Annotated in this window: 16 protein-coding genes; 7 read left to right on the top strand and 9 right to left on the bottom strand. The window is 69.6% G+C overall.

From position 1 onward, the window contains the following. Both gluQRS and trmFO read right to left on the bottom strand, forming a co-directional pair. The gene (gluQRS, locus tag EEY80_RS13610) at positions 1-840 is read right to left on the bottom strand and encodes a tRNA glutamyl-Q(34) synthetase GluQRS (RefSeq protein WP_126977242.1); all 840 of its coding nucleotides are present in this window, start codon (positions 838-840) and stop codon (positions 1-3) included. Then, positions 840-2,180, bottom strand: coding sequence for a methylenetetrahydrofolate--tRNA-(uracil(54)-C(5))-methyltransferase (FADH(2)-oxidizing) TrmFO (gene trmFO, locus EEY80_RS13605; RefSeq protein WP_126977240.1), 1,341 nt, complete (start codon positions 2,178-2,180; stop codon positions 840-842). Before trmFO ends, gluQRS begins: the two co-directional genes overlap by 1 nt. A 135-nt stretch (positions 2,181-2,315) precedes the next feature. On the opposite strand from trmFO, the gene EEY80_RS13600 reads away from it, so the two are divergent. From EEY80_RS13600 to EEY80_RS13580, 5 genes are all read left to right on the top strand, one after another. Beyond that, positions 2,316-2,753 (top strand): PaaI family thioesterase, encoded by a 438-nt coding sequence (locus tag EEY80_RS13600; RefSeq protein ID WP_407920734.1) that lies wholly within the window; start codon positions 2,316-2,318, stop codon positions 2,751-2,753. 143 nt (positions 2,754-2,896) lie between these two features. Beyond that, a complete protein-coding gene (rplM, locus tag EEY80_RS13595; protein WP_126977238.1) occupies positions 2,897-3,361 on the top strand; it encodes a 50S ribosomal protein L13 in 465 nt (154 codons plus the stop codon). A 2-nt stretch (positions 3,362-3,363) separates the two neighbouring features. Then, on the top strand, positions 3,364-3,858 hold the full coding sequence (rpsI, locus tag EEY80_RS13590) for a 30S ribosomal protein S9 (RefSeq protein ID WP_126977236.1): 495 nt from the start codon (positions 3,364-3,366) through the stop codon (positions 3,856-3,858). A 116-nt stretch (positions 3,859-3,974) separates the two neighbouring features. Continuing rightward, positions 3,975-5,954: an acyltransferase family protein gene (locus EEY80_RS13585; protein ID WP_164738258.1), complete on the top strand. Its 1,980-nt coding sequence runs from the start codon at positions 3,975-3,977 to the stop codon at positions 5,952-5,954. A 137-nt stretch (positions 5,955-6,091) separates the two neighbouring features. Continuing rightward, positions 6,092-6,358 carry a hypothetical protein gene (locus EEY80_RS13580; RefSeq protein ID WP_126977232.1) on the top strand — a complete coding sequence of 89 codons (267 nt, stop codon included), beginning with the start codon at positions 6,092-6,094 and terminating at the stop codon, positions 6,356-6,358. A 38-nt stretch (positions 6,359-6,396) separates the two neighbouring features. Here EEY80_RS13580 and EEY80_RS13575 read toward each other — a convergent pair whose 3' ends face one another. The 7 genes from EEY80_RS13575 to miaA all read right to left on the bottom strand — a co-directional run bounded on the left by EEY80_RS13575 (position 6,397) and on the right by miaA (position 15,699). Then, positions 6,397-7,161, bottom strand: a complete 765-nt coding sequence (locus tag EEY80_RS13575; protein ID WP_126977230.1) for a sulfite exporter TauE/SafE family protein — start codon at positions 7,159-7,161, stop codon at positions 6,397-6,399. A 64-nt stretch (positions 7,162-7,225) separates the two neighbouring features. After that, a complete protein-coding gene (locus EEY80_RS13570; RefSeq protein WP_126977228.1) occupies positions 7,226-9,325 on the bottom strand; it encodes a dipeptide ABC transporter ATP-binding protein in 2,100 nt (699 codons plus the stop codon). 67 nt (positions 9,326-9,392) lie between these two features. Then, positions 9,393-10,544, bottom strand: coding sequence for an ABC transporter permease (locus tag EEY80_RS13565; RefSeq protein WP_126977417.1), 1,152 nt, complete (start codon positions 10,542-10,544; stop codon positions 9,393-9,395). Then, complete coding sequence (locus EEY80_RS13560; protein ID WP_126977226.1) at positions 10,544-11,590, bottom strand: ABC transporter permease; 1,047 nt, start codon at positions 11,588-11,590, stop codon at positions 10,544-10,546. The genes EEY80_RS13565 and EEY80_RS13560 overlap by 1 nt, the downstream gene beginning before the upstream one ends. 110 nt (positions 11,591-11,700) lie before the next feature. Then, on the bottom strand, positions 11,701-13,356 hold the full coding sequence (locus tag EEY80_RS13555; protein ID WP_126977224.1) for an ABC transporter substrate-binding protein: 1,656 nt from the start codon (positions 13,354-13,356) through the stop codon (positions 11,701-11,703). 365 nt (positions 13,357-13,721) lie between these two features. After that, positions 13,722-14,567, bottom strand: coding sequence for a helix-turn-helix domain-containing protein (locus tag EEY80_RS13550; RefSeq protein ID WP_235829845.1), 846 nt, complete (start codon positions 14,565-14,567; stop codon positions 13,722-13,724). 139 nt (positions 14,568-14,706) lie between these two features. Further along, the gene (gene miaA / locus EEY80_RS13545) at positions 14,707-15,699 is read right to left on the bottom strand and encodes a tRNA (adenosine(37)-N6)-dimethylallyltransferase MiaA (RefSeq protein ID WP_126977220.1); all 993 of its coding nucleotides are present in this window, start codon (positions 15,697-15,699) and stop codon (positions 14,707-14,709) included. A gap of 36 nt (positions 15,700-15,735) precedes the next feature. On the opposite strand from miaA, the gene pyrH reads away from it, so the two are divergent. Both pyrH and frr read left to right on the top strand, forming a co-directional pair. Beyond that, positions 15,736-16,536 (top strand): UMP kinase, encoded by an 801-nt coding sequence (gene pyrH / locus EEY80_RS13540; protein WP_268885657.1) that lies wholly within the window; start codon positions 15,736-15,738, stop codon positions 16,534-16,536. 101 nt (positions 16,537-16,637) lie between these two features. Continuing rightward, positions 16,638-17,201 (top strand): ribosome recycling factor, encoded by a 564-nt coding sequence (gene frr, locus EEY80_RS13535; protein ID WP_126977218.1) that lies wholly within the window; start codon positions 16,638-16,640, stop codon positions 17,199-17,201. Positions 17,202-17,267 lie beyond the last annotated feature (66 nt).

The following is a 17,267-nucleotide window of genomic DNA, read 5'->3' as shown; positions in this document are numbered from 1 at the left end:
TCACACCCCGGCCAGTGCCCGCACCTGCGCCGGGGACAGCCCGTCCTCGCGATAGCGGCGGATGGCGCGGGCATCGTCTCGCTTGGCCAGACGCTTGCCGTAGCTATCGCGGACAAGGTCATGATGCCAGTAGCTTGGCTGCGGAAGCTGCAGCACCGCCTGAAGCAGGACGTGGATCTGCGTCGCCTCGAACAGGTCGCGGCCGCGGGTCACTTCGGTGATGCCCTGCGCCGCGTCATCGACCACCACGGCGAGGTGATAGGAGGTGCCGAATTCGCGGCGCGACAGCACCACGTCGCCGACATGGCTCAGCAGCGCTTCGGCGGTCAGCTGGTGTCGCCCCGGATGGCACGGGCCGGTTTCGAGGAAGGCGGGCAAGCTGCCAAGCCTGTCGATGGCGCGGCGCATGTCCAGCCGGATCGCATCCCGCGGCCCTGCCTCCGCCATCGCGCGGCCCCGGCAGGTGCCGGGATAGACCACGCCGTCCGGGCCGATGACCGGCGCGCCTTCCTGCGGGGCGGACAGTGCGGCGCGGATGTCGCCCCGGCTGCAGCGGCAGGGATAGGTCAGCCCCATCCCCGCCAGCCGGGCCAGCGCGGCGTCATAGGCGGGCAGGCGGTCCGACTGCCGCCAGACCGGGCGCTGCCAGTCGAGCCCCAGCCAGGCCAGATCCTCGAAGATCGCCGCCTCGAAGTCCGGGCGGCAGCGGGCGCGGTCGATATCCTCGATCCGGATCAGGAACTGCCCCGGATCGGCCCGTGCCGCGGCCTCGCAGGCCGCGCGGGCATGGCCGAGGTGCAGCAACCCGGTGGGCGAGGGCGAGAACCTCGTCCGCCGCATCAGCCTTGCGCCGCAAGCCACTGGCTGAACGAGGTTTTCGCCCGTTCCGTATAGGCAAGATAGCGGTCCTTGCGGCCCCGGCGCCCGCCCCGCGCCTCGACCGGCGGGAACAGCCCGAAATTCACGTTCATCGGCTGGAAGGTCTTCGCCTCGGCCCCGCCGGTGATATGGGTGACGAGCGCGCCCGTCGCGGTGTCGGGCGGCGGCGGCGGCAGGTCGCGGCCCAGGATCTGCGCCGCCGCCATCCGCCCCGCCAACAGCCCCATCGCCGCGCTTTCGACATAGCCCTCGACGCCGGTGATCTGCCCGGCGAAGCGCAGGCCGGGGCGCGAGCGCAGCCGCATCCGGTCGTCGAGCAGCGTGGGCGAGTTGATGAAGGTGTTGCGATGAATGCCACCCAACCGGGCGAAAACGGCATTCTCCAGCCCCGGAATCATCCGGAACACAGCGGTTTGCGTGCCATACTTCATTTTGGTCTGGAAGCCGACGATGTTGTAGAGCGTCCCCAGCTTGTTGTCGCGGCGCAGCTGCACCACCGCATAGGGCTTCACCTGCGGGTCATGGGCATTGGTCAGGCCGATGGGTTTCATCGGGCCGAAGCGCAGGGTTTCGCGCCCGCGCTCGGCCATCACCTCGATCGGCAGGCAGCCGTCGAAATAGCCCGCCGTCTCGCCCTCGCGGAACTCCGTCTTCTCGGCGGCCAGCAGCGCGTCGATGAAGGCCTCGTATTGCGGCTTCGTCATCGGGCAGTTCATGTAGGCGGTGCGCTCGTCCTCGGTCTCGCCCTTGTCATAGCGCGACTGCATCCAGGCCACCGACATGTCCACCGTGTCGGCATGGACGATGGGGGCGATAGCGTCGAAGAAGGCCAGCGCCTCGGCCCCCGTCTCGGCGCGGATGCTGTCGGCCAGCGCGCCCGAGGTCAGCGGTCCGGTGGCGACGATCCACTGCCCCTCGCGCGGCAGTTCGGTCACCTCGCCCGGCGCAACCGTCACCCGGGGATGCGCCCGCAGCCGCGCCGTCACCGCCTCGGAGAACGGGTCGCGGTCCACGGCCAGCGCGCCGCCGGCGGGCAGGCGATGCGCCTCGGCCATCGCCATGATCAGCCCGTTCGCCGCGCGCATTTCCCAATGCAGCAGCCCCACGGCATTGCGTTCGTCGTCGTCCGAGCGGAACGAGTTGGAACAGACCATCTCGGCCAGGTTGCCGGTGCGATGCGCGAAGGTGCCGGTCGCGGGGCGCATTTCGTGGATCACCACGTCCACGCCCATCTGCGCGGCCTGCCACGCCGCCTCGGACCCGGCCATGCCGCCGCCGATGATATGCAAGGTCTCTGTCATGGGGCGGAAATAATCCCGCCCGGCTCCGAAGGGAAGGCTTGGCCGCAACGTCGCGCGATGCAGCCGCGGCGCGCGGCTTGCCAGCGGGGCCGGGGCGCGGGCAGGCTGCGGCGCGGGAGCATCGGGAGGGGTTGGATGCGGGCGATGGACAGGCAGGCGCTGGCCGCGTTCCTGGCGCGGGAGTTTCCGCAGGTGGCGGGGGATTTCGCGCTGGAGGCGGTGGACGACACGGGCGCGCGGATGCGGCTGCGGGTGGCAGAGCGGCACCTGCGGCCGGGGGGCACGGTATCGGGCCCGTCGATCTTTGCCCTGGCGGATGTGGCGATCTACCTCGCCATCCTGTCGCGCATCGGGCCGGTGGCGCTGGCCGTCACCACCGGCGCCTCGATCGACTTCCTGCGCAAGCCCGCCGCCGGGGTGGACCTGATCTGCGCCGCGCGGCTGCTGAAGCTGGGGCGCAGCCTCGCCGTCGCCGACGCGCTGATCTATTCCGAGGGGCTGGCAGAGCCCGTTGCCCGCGCCTCGATGACCTATTCGATCCCGCCGCAGCGCGCGAAAGATGGGGTATCTTGATACCTATTTTGCAGGTCATTGTTTTTGCGCATGAAAATTGAGATCACGGCGCTTGACCCGCGTCGCGCAATCACGGATAAGCCCGCATCCGAATGCGGGTGCCCCGTGGCGCCCGGACCCGTCAGCCAAAGGGGCAAGACCCGATGAAAACCTTTACCGCGACCCCGGCGGACATCGAGAAGAAGTGGATCCTGATCGACGCCGAGGGTGTCGTTCTGGGCCGCCTCGCCACGATCGTCGCCATGCGTCTTCGTGGCAAGCACAAGCCGACCTTCACGCCGCACATGGACATGGGCGACAACGTGATCGTCATCAACGCCGACAAGGTGCAGATGACCGGCAAGAAGCGCGAGGACAAGCAGTATTTCTGGCACACCGGCTATCCGGGCGGCATCAAGTCGCGCACGGCGCGGCAGGTGCTGGAAGGCGCCCATCCCGAACGCGTTGTGATCAAGGCGGTGGAACGCATGATCTCGCGCAACCGTCTGGGCCGCCAGCAGATGTCGAACCTGCGCGTCTATGCCGGTGCCGCCCACCCGCACGAGGCGCAGCAGCCCGTCGTGCTGGACGTCAAATCGCTGAATCCGAAGAACACCCGGAGCGCCTGAAGATGGCCGAAGACCTCAAATCCCTCGACGATCTGAAGGCCGCTGTTGCGGGCACGCCCGCCGCCGCCGCCGTCGAGACCGCCCCCGCCCGTGAACCCCGCCGCGATGCGCAGGGCCGCAGCTATGCCACCGGCAAGCGGAAGGACGCGGTCGCCCGCGTCTGGATCAAGCCCGGCAACGGCAAGGTCGTGGTCAACGGCCGCGAGATGGCCGTCTACTTCGCCCGCCCGGTGCTGCAGATGATCCTGCGCCAGCCGTTCCAGATCGCCGGCGTCGAAGGCCAGTTCGACGTCTACGCGACCGTGGCCGGCGGTGGCCTGTCCGGTCAGGCCGGTGCGGTCAAGCACGGCGTGTCCAAGGCGCTGCAACTGTACGATCCCGCGCTGCGCCCGGCGCTGAAGGCCGCGGGCTTCCTGACCCGCGACAGCCGCGTCGTCGAACGGAAGAAATACGGCAAGGCCAAGGCCCGCCGCAGCTTCCAGTTCTCGAAGCGCTGATCCGGCCTTCCGCGTCGCTGCGACGCGACGCCATGGCGCGGGCATCGGCCCGCAAGGGAAAGGCGCGGATTTCGGTCCGCGCCTTTCTTGATGTCAGTCCGCCCGCCGGAGTGTCCGTGTCCGCCTCTCACGCCCACCGACCCGAGATCGACGGACTGCGCGCCATTGCCGTGCTGCCGGTGATCCTGTTCCATGCCGGGTTCGATGCCTTCGCCGGCGGCTATGTCGGGGTCGATGTCTTCTTCGTCATCTCCGGCTATCTGATCACCGCGATCCTGCTGCGCGATCTGGCGGAAGGGCGCTTCTCGATCCTCGGCTTCTATGAACGGCGGGTGCGGCGACTGTTGCCCGCGCTGTTCGTGATGCTGGCCGCGACGCTGCCCATCGGCTGGCTGCTGATGACGCCGCAACGGTTCGAGGACTATTTCGCCAGCCTCTCGGCCACCGCGCTCTTCATCGCCAACGTGCATTTCTACAAGGAAGCCGGCTATTTCGCGGCCGAGACCGAGCTGCAGCCGTTGGTCCATATGTGGAGCCTCGCGGTGGAAGAGCAGTTCTACCTGCTGTTCCCGCTGGCGCTGGCGGCGGTCTGGCGCTGGTGGCGGGGCGCGCTGTGGGCGGCGCTGGCCCTGGCCGCGCTGGCCAGCTTCGGCTGGAGCCTGTGGGCGATGTCGGCGGACCCGGACGGCGCCTTCTTCCTGATCGGCGGGCGGGCCTGGGAACTGCTCGCCGGCGGGCTGCTGGCCCTGTGGGCCGCGCGCCCGGCGGGCGAGGCGCGGCAGCCGGGGCTGTGGCACGAACTGGCCGCCGGGCTGGGGCTGGCGCTGATCGTGGTGCCGATGCTGACCTATGGCGAGACCACGCCCTTCCCGGGCGCCGCCGCGCTGCCGCCGGTGCTGGGAACGGTCGGGGTCCTGTGGGGCGCGCGGCAGGGCACGCGGGCGGCGGCGCTGCTGCGGGCGCGTCCGCTGGTGGCGGTGGGGCTGATCAGCTACAGCGCCTATCTCTGGCACCAGCCGGTCTTCGCGGCGGCGCGGCTGACCCATATCGCAGAGCCGCCCCTGGCGCTGATGCTGGCGCTGGTGCTGCTGTCGCTGGCGCTGGCCTGGCTCAGCTGGCGCTTCGTGGAACAGCCGTTCCGGGCCGTGCCCGCGCGGTCGCGGCGCCGCGCACCGCTGTTCGCGGGCGCGGTGGCGGGGATCGCCGTCTTCGCGCTGGCGGGCGCGGCGGGGCAATCGTCGCGGGCCGATGACCTGTGGCTGCGGATGAACCCCGACCTGGCGCCCGAGGTGGCACGGCTGGCCGCCGCCACCAGCCGGCCCGCCCCCGCCGATGACGGCGCCTGCCTGTTCAGTTCGGACGATGTCGATGCCGAATGGGAACGCCGCATGGCGGATTGCCACGCCCGGCTCGGCCCCGCCATCGTGGTTCTGGGCGACAGCCACGCGATCGACCTGATGGCGGCGCTGGCCGCACGCCCGGACCGCCCGCTGTTCCTGACCGGCCTGACCGAGGGCGGCTGCCGCCCGCACATGCCGGGATCGGATTGCGAATTCGACCTGTTCCTTGATTATGTGCGCACACATCCGGGGATGGTCGCGCGGGTCATCTACGAACAGGCCGGGTTCTACCTGCTCAGCCCCGACGGCAAGCGGCAGGGCGAGCGCGCGCTGATCTCGGACCTGTCGCTGGACGAGGCCGTACCCGACATCCAGCCCAATGCCGACGAGACGGCGCAGCTGGTCGCCTACCTGTCCGCCCTGGCGCGGCAGGTCGATCTGGTCTGGTTCGGCCCGCGACTGGAACCGCATGTGCCGCTGGACCTGATCCTGCGCTATGGCTGTGCGGCGCCGGTGCAACTGCGCCCGAACCTCAGGGCCGAGTTCTCCGCGCTGGACAGCTATCTGGCCGGGCAGGCCGCGGCGGCGCGGCTACGCTATGTGTCGCAGATCGACATGATGGACCTGACCTTTCCGCGCGACCTGCAGGATTGCCGCGAGATCTTCTGGCGCGACGGCGACCATTTCAGCCCGGCCGGGGTCAAGCGCTTTTCGGTGCGGCTGGACCCGAGCCTGTGGACGCCGGATCGGCGCTGAGGCCACAGAACCTGTGCCCGGTCTGCATCAGGTGCACGCAGCCGTGATCGCCGGCCCGATTGACGAAACCCGCGCTGCTGTTCATGCTTTTTTCACAAGAGTGCCGGGATAACCGGGACCGAGACGAGGCAGAGCAGATGGCACCCATCACTTTTCACAGCCCCCTTGGGGGATTCGATTTCCTTGGCCTGAGGCGCGCGCGCGACGGGCAGGGCTTCGAGATCGTCTATGACGACGGGGTGACCCGGCGGATGGTCTGGCGCGTGCAGTCCGAAGGCCGCAGGGCCGAGGCGATGCTGGGCGAGGCGCTGCGCAGCGCCGTCAACAAGCCCCGCGTGCTGCCCGCGCTGTACTCCGAGCTGAAAAAGCGCTCGATCGCCATCGAGGCGGTGGCCAGCGCCTGACCGGCCCCGCCAGATGGGTCCCCGCCGTGCCTGCGCCCCTACAGGCTGCGCAGGCCGGTCCAGATCAGCTGCGCCGCCAGCAACAGCAGCACCGCGTCCAGCGCCAGCCGGAAGCGGCGGTCGTCCAGCCGGTTCAGCAGGACCCGCCCGGCGAAGGTGCCGGCCAGCCCCGCCGCGATCAGCGCCGCGACCGGCGCCCACCACTCGGCGAAGGCGAAGCCCAGCAGGCCGAACGCCAGCGTCTTGACGCCGTGCTGCACCGTCATCAGCGCGGCATGGGTGGCGACATGGCCGTGGCGGGGCAGCGACTGGCTTTTGGTGAAGGTGGCGACGAACAGGCCCGTCGCCCCGAAGAACATCGTCAGGAAGGACGAGACCGCACCCACCAGCAGCGGCCAGTCCCGCACCTGCCGGGGCGGCCGACCGAGGATCGACCAGGCGACGAACAGCCCCACCCCGATCTGCACCACCGCCGGCGGCAGGTTCACCACCACCAGCCCGCCCATCCCGGCCCCCACCGCCGAGCCGAGCGTGAAGGCGGGCAACGCCGGCCAGAAGATGTGGCGGAAGGTCATCGCCGCCCGCCCGAGGTTCGACCCGATCTGGATCACCCCATGCGTCGGGATCAGCGCCGCGGGCGGCACCAGCAGCGCCATCACCGCCAGCATCATCGCGCCCCCGCCGATGCCGAAGGCCACCGTGATGAACGAGGACAGGAAACTCGCGCCGATCAGCAGCCAGACGGCGGCCTCCGTCAGACCCTCGGGCAGAAGGCCGTGCAGAAGACCGGGCGGCAGGATCATCGGGGGCCTGTCTCCGGTGCCGGGCCGGCCGGTGTGACGCCGGGGGCGCCCGCCATGCCGCGCCTCAGTCCGCGACCCGGATCACCGGCTCCATCGTCGCCAGTTGCGCGTCTGTCAGGTGGCACTTGATCCGGTGGCCCTCTGCCGTCTCGCGCAGCGCCGGCACCTCGGTCTCGCACAGGGTGCCGGGCACCTGGCTCTTCCAGCGGCAGCGCGTCTGGAAGGGGCAGCCCGGCGGCGGGTTCATCGCCGAGGGGATCTCGCCCTCCAGCACGATCCGCTTGCGGGCCACCTTCGGGTCGGGCACCGGCACCGCCGACAGCAGCGCCTCGGTATAGGGGTGGTAGGGCGGGCGGAACACCTGTTCCGTCGTGCCGATCTCCACCACATGGCCCAGATACATCACCAGCACCCGGTCGCTGAGATAGCGCACGATCCCCAGATCGTGGCTGATGAAGATCAGCGTGGTGCGCTCCTTGCGCTGGATTTCCATCAGCAGGTCGGTCACCGCCGCCTGCACGCTGACATCCAGCGCGCTGACCGGTTCGTCGGCAACCACCACGCGCGCCTCGCCGGCGAAGGCGCGGGCGATGCCCACCCGCTGCTTCTGCCCGCCCGACAGCTGGCGCGGCTTGCGGTCGGCAAAGGCGCGCGGCAGCTTCACCAGATCCAGCAGTTCCAGCATCCGGTCGCGGCGATCGGCCTCGCTGCGGCGGGTGCCGAAGATCTCGATGGCGCGCTGGATCTGCGAACCCACCGACATCGAGGGGTTCAGCGTGTCGAACGGGTTCTGGAACACCATCTGCAGCCGGCGCAGCAGGTCCGGCCCCCGCGCCTCGACCGGGCGGGACTGGATCTCGGTCCCCTCCAGCAGCACGGTGCCCTCGGTCGCGGTTTCCAGCCCCATCAGCAGCTTGGCCAGCGTGGACTTGCCGCAGCCCGACTCGCCGACGATGGCCAGCGTCTCGCCCTCGCGCGCGGCGAAGTCGATCTGCTCGTTGGCCTTCACCACCTTCGCCATCCCGCCGCCGAAGGCGCCGGACCGCGTCTCGTAATATTTCTTCAGGTTCCGCGCCTCGATCACCACCTCGCCGGGCGGCAGCGGCGGCGCGACCGGCGGCGGCGCGGGCGGATGGGCCCAGTCGATCTCGTCGATGCGGATGCAGCGCGACCCGTGCCGGGCATAGCCCTCGACCGGCACCATCGGGATGTCCTGCGCATCGCAGCGCCCCGCCACGAAATAGGCGCAGCGCGGGCCGAAATTGCAGCCGGGCGGGCGTTCGTGGGGCAGGGGGAAGTTCCCCGGGATCGCCACCAGCGGCCGCAGCGTCTTGTCCGCGCCCGGAACGGGGATCGAGCGGAACAGCGCCTGCGTATAGGGGTGGCGCATCGCGCCGAAGACCTCCTCCACGCCGCCCGTTTCCACCGCCTCGCCGGAATACATCACGCAGAGCCGGTCGCAGACATCGCTGACCAGCCCGAGGTTGTGGCTGATGAACAAGAGCGACGTGCCCTGCGTTTCCGCCAGATCGCGGACGAGGTCGATGATCCCCGCCTCCACCGTCACGTCGAGCGCGGTGGTCGGCTCGTCGAGGATCAAGAGCGACGGCTTCGACATCAGCGCCATGGCGATGACGATCCGCTGCTGCTGCCCGCCTGACAGCTGATGCGGGAAGGCATTCAGGATGCGGTCCGGGTCGGGCAGGCGCACCGCCGCCACGATCTCGCGCGCGCGGTCCAGCGCGGCGGCACGGTCCAGCCCCTCGTGCAGGATCGGCACCTCGGCCAGCTGCGCCCCGATCTTCATCGCCGGGTTCAGGCTCGCCATCGGCTCCTGATAGATCATGGCGATTTCCTTGCCCCGGATCGCGCGCAGTTCCCTGGGGCCCAGTTCCGCCAGATCGCGGCCCTTGAAGCGGATGCTGCCGCCGGTGATCCGGCCGTTCCGCCCCAGATCGCGCATCACCGCCAGCGCCACGGTGGACTTGCCGCAGCCCGACTCGCCCACCAGACCCATCGCCTCGCCCGGCATCACCGTGCAGGAAAAGTCCATCACCGCCGGGATTTCCCGCGTGCGGGTGAAGAAGCTGATCGACAGGTTCTCGATCTCGAGGATCGGGGTGGGGCTGGCTGGGGCGGTCTCGCTCACGGGCTTCCCTTCCATCTTCTGTTCGCAGATATCCCGCGGCGGGTGCGGGGGGCGCGACGCCCCCCCGCGTCCGGGCGCGGGATCAGTCCTTCAGGCTTTCCTCGCGCAGCGCGTCGGCCAGCAGGTTCAGGCCCAGCACTAGGCTCATCAGCGCCAGCGCCGGCACCAGCGCCGGGTGCGGCGCGATGGTCAGCAGGCGGCGGCCGTCATTGATCGTCGATCCCCAGTCCGGGCTTTCCGGGCTGACGCCGAGGCCGAAGAAGCCGAGCGTGCCCAGAAGGATGGTGGTATAGCCGATCCGCAGGCAGAAATCGACGATCAGCGGCCCGCGCGCATTGGGCAGGATTTCCCACAGCATCACATACCAGGCACCCTCGCCCCGGGTCTGCGCCGCCGCCACATAGTCGCGGGTGCGCAGGTCCAGCGCGAGGCCGCGCACGATGCGGAACACCGTGGGCGCGTTGACGAAGACGACCGAGACGAAGACGTTCAGCAGGTTCGGGTCCATCGACCAGACGCCGAGGGGATCGGCGTTGAAGGCCAGCCCCGACCAGGCCCACAGCCCGATCACCAGCGTCAGCCCGACCGCGATGTTGCGGGCGGTCTGGCGCATGTGCAGGCGGCTGTTCCAGAAGGCGGTGAAGAACACGACCGGAAACAGGAACAGCACGGCGGCCAGCACGACGGGCAGGCCGGTCGTGCGGATTTCCGGCGTCACCAGCAGGTAGAACAGCAGGATCACCGGGAAGGCCAGCACGAGGTTGGCGATGAAGGACAGCCCCGTGTCCAGCCGCCCGCCGCGATAGCCCGCGGGCAGGCCCAGCGTGATCCCCACCACGAAGGCGAAGGCGGTTGCCGCCGGCGCGATGGCCAGCACCCGCCGCGCGCCCACCACCATCCGGCTGAACACGTCGCGGCCCAGGTTGTCGCCGCCCAGCAGGTAATAGCCCGCGCCGTCGGGGCGCATGGTGCCCGGCACCTCGTTCTTCATCTGCGCGATCTGCGACAGCGGATCGTAGGGGGCGATCATCGGCGCGAAGATCGCGGTGAAGGTCCAGAAGGCCACCAGCAGCAGCCCGACGATGCCGATGGGGCTGTCGAACAGCCGCCCGTACAGCCCCAGCCGGCGCCGGTACAGCACCGAGGGCAGGATCAGCACCACCAGCGCCAGCCAGACCGGCCAGAGATGCCCGGCGAGGCGCAGGAAGATCGAGGACCAGCCAATCACCTCCATCATGACACCCGGATCCGCGGGTTGAGCAGCACATAGCCGATGTCGGACATCGCCTGCGTGACCAGCACCACCACCACCGCCACCACCGAACATCCCAGCAGGAGGTCGATGTCGTTGTTGCCCGCCGCCTGCACCAGCGTCCAGCCGAAGCCCTTGTAGTTGAACAGCGTTTCCACGATCACCACCCCGTTCAGCAGCCAGGGGAACTGCAGCATGATCACGGTGAAGGGCGCGATCAGCGCGTTGCGCAGCGCGTGGCGCATGACGACGCGGCCGAAGCCCGCGCCCTTCAGCCGGGCGGTGCGGATATATTGCTGGGTCATCACCTCGGCCATGCTGGCCCGGGTCATCCGGGCGATGTACCCCATGCCGTACAGCGCGATGGTCAGCACTGGCAGGAAGAAATTCTCGAAGGTGATCCCGTCCATGGCGCTGGCCGCGGTGCCCTTGAACCAGCGCAGCCCGACCAGCGATGAGGAGAAGACCACGATCAGCACCACGCCCGAGACATATTCCGGCGTCGCGGTGCTGGCGATCGAGATGGTCGACAGGCCCCGGTCCAGCCGCGACCCCTCGCGCATCCCCGACAGCACGCCGAGCAGCAGCGCCGAGGGCACCATCAGCACCATCACCCAGAACATCAGGATCCCGGTCAGCCCCAGCCGGGTGGCGATGATGTCGGACACCGGCTGCTTGAAGACGGTGGACAGGCCCCAGTTGCCCTGCAGCACGCCGCAGAAGCGCGCCGCCTCCTCGGGCGGGGTGCCGCGCGGGATGCAGCGGCCGCTGACGGTGCCGTCCGCCGCCTCCCAGGTCCAGCCGGGGGCGACGCCCAGCCATTCGCCATAGCGTTTCAGCAGCGGCTGCGCATGGCCGTTGCGTTCCAGCCAGCTTTCCACCTCGGCATCGGTCATCCGGGCACTGGCTTCGGATTTCGCCAGCTTCTCGAGGTTCGGCGGCAGGTTCGTCAGCCAGAACACGACGAAGGTCAGCACCAGCGCGGTGGCCACCATCGTCAGTGTCCGCCTGACCAGGAATTTCAGCATCGGCGCTCCCTCTCGGGCGGATGCGCCCCAAGGGGCCTTGGCTGGACGGAAGGGGCAGGGCGGGCCGGAACCCGCCATGCCCCCGTTCGGCTAGGGCATCGCCGCGGCGATCAGGCCTCGGTCATCCACCACTTGTAGTGGTGATGCTCGAAGGTCGGGTGCATGTCGGCGCCCATCACCCGCTCGGTCATGTGGCGATAGAGCGACCGCCAGTAGGGCTGGATCAGCACGCCCTCGTCCTGCATGATCTGTTCCAGCTTGGCCATCGACTCCTTGCGGGCCTCGGCATCGGCGATGGCCATCGCCTTGTCCAGCTCGGCATCGAATTCGGCGTTGTTGAAGGCCGACTCGTTCCAGGCCACGCCCGACTTGTAGGCCGATTGCAGCACCTGGACGCCAAGCGGGCGCATGTTCCATTCGGTGGCCGAGAACGGATATTTGGTCCAGTCGTTCCAGAAGGTCGAACCGGGCAGGATCGTGCGCTTGATGTTGATGCCCGCGTCGCGGATCTGCGCCGCCACCGCGTCGCAGGTCGCCGCCTGCCAGGCGTCGTCGATCGAGATCAGCTCGAACTCGGTATCCGCATGGCCGGCGGATGCGAGCATCTCCTTGGCCGCGGCCGGATCGACGGTCAGCGGCGGCAGTTCGGCATATTCGGGGTGGATCGGGCAGACATGGTGGTTTTCCGCCACGGTGCCGAGACCCGAATAGCCCAGTTCCAGCACCACCGCATTGTCCACCGCCATCTGCAGCGCCTTGCGCACGTCGCGGTTGTCGTAGGGCGGGTTGTCCTGGTTGAAGCGCACGGCCAGCGTCGCCGCCGTCACCGCCTCGGACTTCTGCCAGCCGAGGCTGTCGAAGATCTCGACGAATTCCGACACGGTCTGATAGGTCATGTCGATTTCCTCGGCCTCGGCCGCGGCGACCAGCGCCGAGGGGTCGGTGCCGTAATCGACATATTCGATGCGGTCGAGCCACGGCCCGCCATAGACCTCGGTGCCCCACCAGGTATGGTCGGGGTTCTTCACCAGCGTCTGGCGCACGCCCACCTCGTTCGTCTCGGGCAGGTAGGGGCCGGTGCCGATCGGGTTGGTCGAGGGGTCGCCGCCGTCATAGGACTGGTGCACCACCTGCGCCGGATAGTCGGCGAAGTTGGCGATCACCGCGATGTCGGGCGAAGACAGCGTCAGCTTCACCGTCATGTCGTCCACGACGGTGATCGCACCGTCGGCGGCCATCTTGCTGTCGGCATCGGCCAGCGCGGCCAGACGGCCCGCCATCGAGTTGCCCTCGACCGTGCCATCGGCCCAGCGGGTGATGTTGAAGGCTACATCCTCAGCGGTGAAGGGGTCGCCGTTGTTCCAGGTGACGTTCGGGCGGACATGCAGGGTGTATTCCGTGCCGTCCTCGTTCACGTCCCAGCTTTCCAGCAGCATGCCGCGGAAGGTACCGTCCTTCTGGTATTCCACCAGGTATTCCAGCCAGCCGCGGCTGAAATTGGCCAGCTGCGACCAGTCATAGGTGCGCGGGTCCTTCAGCGCCTTGGTTTCCATGTCCATGCGCAGGGTGCCGCCGGCGACCGGGGTTTCCTGCGCGGCGGCCGGCGCGTCGAGCCCGATCATCCCGTAGGCGACCGCCGCCGTGGCGCCGAGCGCCGAGGCCCGGGTCAGGAACTCGCGCCGGCTCAGAAGCCCCTCGCGGCATTCGCGCGCATACATGGCAACGGCTGGATGCACCTTCGGTCCGAAGGTTTCACGGATGGTCATCTCAGTCTCCCTGTGAGAGGTTCGTGTCCGATTATCGTTCTCGCCCTGCGGCGGCGCCGCGACGGTGGCCGGGCGATGCGGCCGGTCGTCATGGCGCAGGAGGCAGGGGCGGCAGGCGCAGTCTCTCGCAGCCATTCGGCACAGAATGGACGGGTCCGGCCAAGCCGGAAGGCGACATTCTCTGATGCAAAAACGACATGCGCCAAACAAAGCGCAGCCCGCGCCGGGGGTCAAGCGCGCATTGCCCGCATCCGTCAGCCTTTACAGAGATTTCGCAATTCCGGTTCAAGCCGCGCCAGAGGTTCCCTCCGCGGCGCGGGCCCTGCCGGGGCGGCCTGTCGGCCCGGTTGCCCCGGGCGCCGCAATCAGGCGCCGCGGCGGAAATCGCTGGGGGTGCGGCCCGTTTGCGCCTGGAACGCGCGGGTGAAATAGGCCGGCGAGGCGAAGCCCAGGCCTTCGGCGATCTCGCGCACCGGCAGCCGGGTTTCGGCCAGCAGGCGCCGCGCCTCGTGCATCTTGCGGTCGGCCAGCAGCGCATGCGCGGTCCGCCCGCAGGTGCGGTTGCAGACCCGCGTCAGATGCGTGGGCGTGACGCCCAGGTCCGAGGCATAGTCGGTCACGTTGCGGTCGCTGCGGAAGTCGCGTTCCAGCAGCGCGGCATAGCGGTTGGCCAGCCGGCGCGAGGCGTCCCGCCGCTGCATCGGGTCGGGATGGGCCGCGGCCTCGGCCACCTGCCGTTCCAGCCAGACCGAGACCAGCCCCAGATGCAGCAGCGCCGCGCGGTCATGGCCCGGGCGCGAGCCTTCCGCCTCGCGCTGGACGGCATCGAGGATCCCCGACAGCTCGCCCTGCGAGGTGGCGTCGCGGATGCGCAGGTGCTGCGGCGACATCGGCAGCGGCAGGTCGCAGGTCCGGCCGAAGAACAGCGCGGTGCCATGCACCTGATGGCCCAGCTCGAAGCCGTGCATCACCCCGGCGGGGATGAAGATCGCATTGTGCACGCCGTAGCCGCGGGTGACGCCGGCCACCGTGATCCGGCCCTGGCCGCGGGTGAACCACAACAGCAGCGGTTCGGAATAGCTGCGCATCGCCTCGACCCGCCAGCGCCCCCCCGCCGCCAGCCGCGCGATCGGCAGCAGGCGGAAGTCGGCGGGCTGCGGCGCCTCGGCCTTGGCGAAACGGGACAGGGGCGGGCCGGAGAAGAGCTTCACGGGTTCGGTCCTGCGCGGCGGATGACGGTCGCCGGCCAGACTAGGCCCGCCGGTGGCCCCCTGCCAAGACGGAAGCGGCGCGATCGAGGGCCGATTCGCAGACGTGGCCGATGTGCCACGGCTGGCGGGGCCGCCGGGTTCAGCCCGGCACCACCCGCCGCCAGCCGCGCATCCGCGCCCGGAACCATGTGCGCTGACGCTTGGCATATTGCCGGCTGGCCGCCTGCGCGCGGTCCCGCGCCACCGCAAGCGGGATCTCGCCCCGCAGATGCGCCACCAGTTCCGGCGCGCCGATGGCCTTGGCCCACAACGCGGCGGGGTCCCAGGCGGGCAGCATCGCCGCCACCTCGTCCAGCGCGCCACCCGCCAGCATCGCGTCGAAGCGCCGGTCGATCCGCGCCGCTAGCCAGTCGGGCCGCGCGTCGAGCAACAGGCAGGTCGCGCCCGCCTCGGGCAGCAGCGGCGGCGGCGTCCGGTCCTGCCAGAAGGCCAGCCCCCGGCCGGTGGCGCGCTGCACCTCCCATGCCCGCTGCACCCGGGCGGGGTTCAGCCGGTCGATCCGCGCCAGCGTGTCGGGGTCGATTTCGGCCAGCATCCCGGCGGTTCCCTCGGCGGCCAGGCGCGCATCGGCCTCGGCCCGCAGCTCGGGCGGCACCGGCGGGATCTCGGCCAGCCCCGCGGTCAGCGCGGTCAGGTACAGCCCGGTGCCGCCTACCACGATGGGCCGGTCCCGCCCGGCCAGCAGCGGCGCCACCTCGCGCAGCCAGTGGCCGACCGAGTACTCCGCGCCCGGCGAAAGATGGCCGTACAGCCGGTGCGGCGCCCGCGCCTCCTCCGCGGGCGAGGGGCGGGCCGACAGCAGCCGCCAGCAGGACCAGACCTGCAGCGCGTCGGCATTGACGATCGCGCCGCCCCGCGCCTCGGCGATGGCGAGCGCCAGCGCCGACTTGCCGCTGGCCGTCGCGCCGGCGATCACCACGGGCCGGTCGTCGGGTATGTCCGCAAGGTCGATCAAGGAAGGGCGCCGGGTCCGGTCATGAGGGCGGGCGGTTCGGTTTCCGGGCGCGGTTTCCGCCGCGCCGCGGCGGACCGGGTGCCGTGCCCGGTTGAACCCGTCCGCGATTTCGCGCATCTTGCCGCCCGACCCACGGAACGGCAAGGACGACAGATGACCGACAGCGACGCAGCATCAGCGGGGGCCGTCGGGACGGCCGGGGCAGGGGGCGAGACGGTCCGGCAGGCGGTGCCGCAGCTGTCCCCGGTAACCTACAAGCGGGTGCTGCTGAAGATCTCGGGCGAGGCGCTGATGGGCGACCAGGGCTATGGCCTGCATCCGCCCACCGTCGCCCGCATCGCGCAAGAGGTGAAATCGGTCCACGACCTGGGCGTCGAGATCTGCATGGTGATCGGCGGCGGCAACATCTTCCGCGGGCTGCAGGGCTCGGCGCAGGGGATGGAGCGGACGACGGCCGACTATATGGGGATGCTCGCCACGGTGATGAACGCGCTGGCGATGCAGGCCTCGCTCGAGGCGCTCGGCATCCATACCCGCGTGATCTCGGCCATTCCGATGGACCAGGTCTGCGAACCCTATATCCGCCGCCGCGCCGTCCGGCACCTGGAGAAGAAGCGCGTCTGCATCTTCGCCGCGGGCACCGGCAACCCCTATTTCACCACCGATACCGCCGGTGCGCTGCGCGCCAACGAGATGGCCTGCGAGGCGATCTTCAAGGGCACCAAGGTGGACGGGGTCTATGACAAGGACCCGAAGAAATTCGCCGATGCCAAACGCTACGACACCGTCAGCTATGACGAGGCGCTGGCCAAGCGGCTCGGGGTGATGGACGCGGCCGCGATCGCGCTGGCCCGCGACAACCGGCTGCCGATCATCGTCTTCAGCCTCGACGAGCCGGGCGGCTTCCGCGGCATTCTCGCCGGGACCGGAACCTATACGGTGGTGAAGGGCTGACCGTCCCGCCGTTGGTGGTTCGTTGACCGCCTTCCCCTATCTTTCGCCCCGTGCCTCGGCTAAGAGGTCGGGCAGACTGTGACACGGAAAGACGCATCATCATGGCCGACGACATCGAGATCGACATCGAGGATCTGACCCGCCGCATGGACGGCGCCATGGTATCGCTGCGGCACGAATTCGCCTCGCTGCGCACGGGCCGCGCCTCGGCCAGCCTGGTCGAGCCGATCCAGGTCGAGGCCTATGGCCAGATGACCCCGATCAACCAGCTGGGCACCGTCAACGTGCCCGAACCCCGGATGGTGACGGTCAACATCTGGGACAAGGGCATGGTCGGCAAGGTCGAGAAGGCGATCCGCGAAAGCGGGCTCGGCATCAACCCGCAGACCAACGGCACCATCATCATGCTGCCGATCCCGGAACTGAACGAGGAGCGGCGGCGAGAGCTGACGCGGGTGGCGGCGCAATATGCCGAACACGCGCGCGTGGCGATCCGCAACGTCCGCCGCGACGGCATGGACCAGATCAAGAAGGCCAAGGGCGACGGCATGTCCGAGGACGACCAGAAGTTCTGGTCGGACGAGGTGCAGGCCCTGACCGACAAGATGATCGCCGCCGTCGACAAGGCACTGGAAGGCAAGCAGGCCGAGATCATGCAGGTCTGACCTGCGCGCCGGCGATCCGGCCCGGCGCCGCCGGGCTGTCATTGATTGAAGCGGTTACAGGCAGCG

Origin of the sequence: Frigidibacter oleivorans, from assembly GCF_003993775.1 — a bacterium.
Taxonomy (GTDB): Bacteria; Pseudomonadota; Alphaproteobacteria; order Rhodobacterales; family Rhodobacteraceae; genus Frigidibacter; species Frigidibacter oleivorans.
This window is presented reverse-complemented; position numbering and strand designations above follow the sequence as displayed.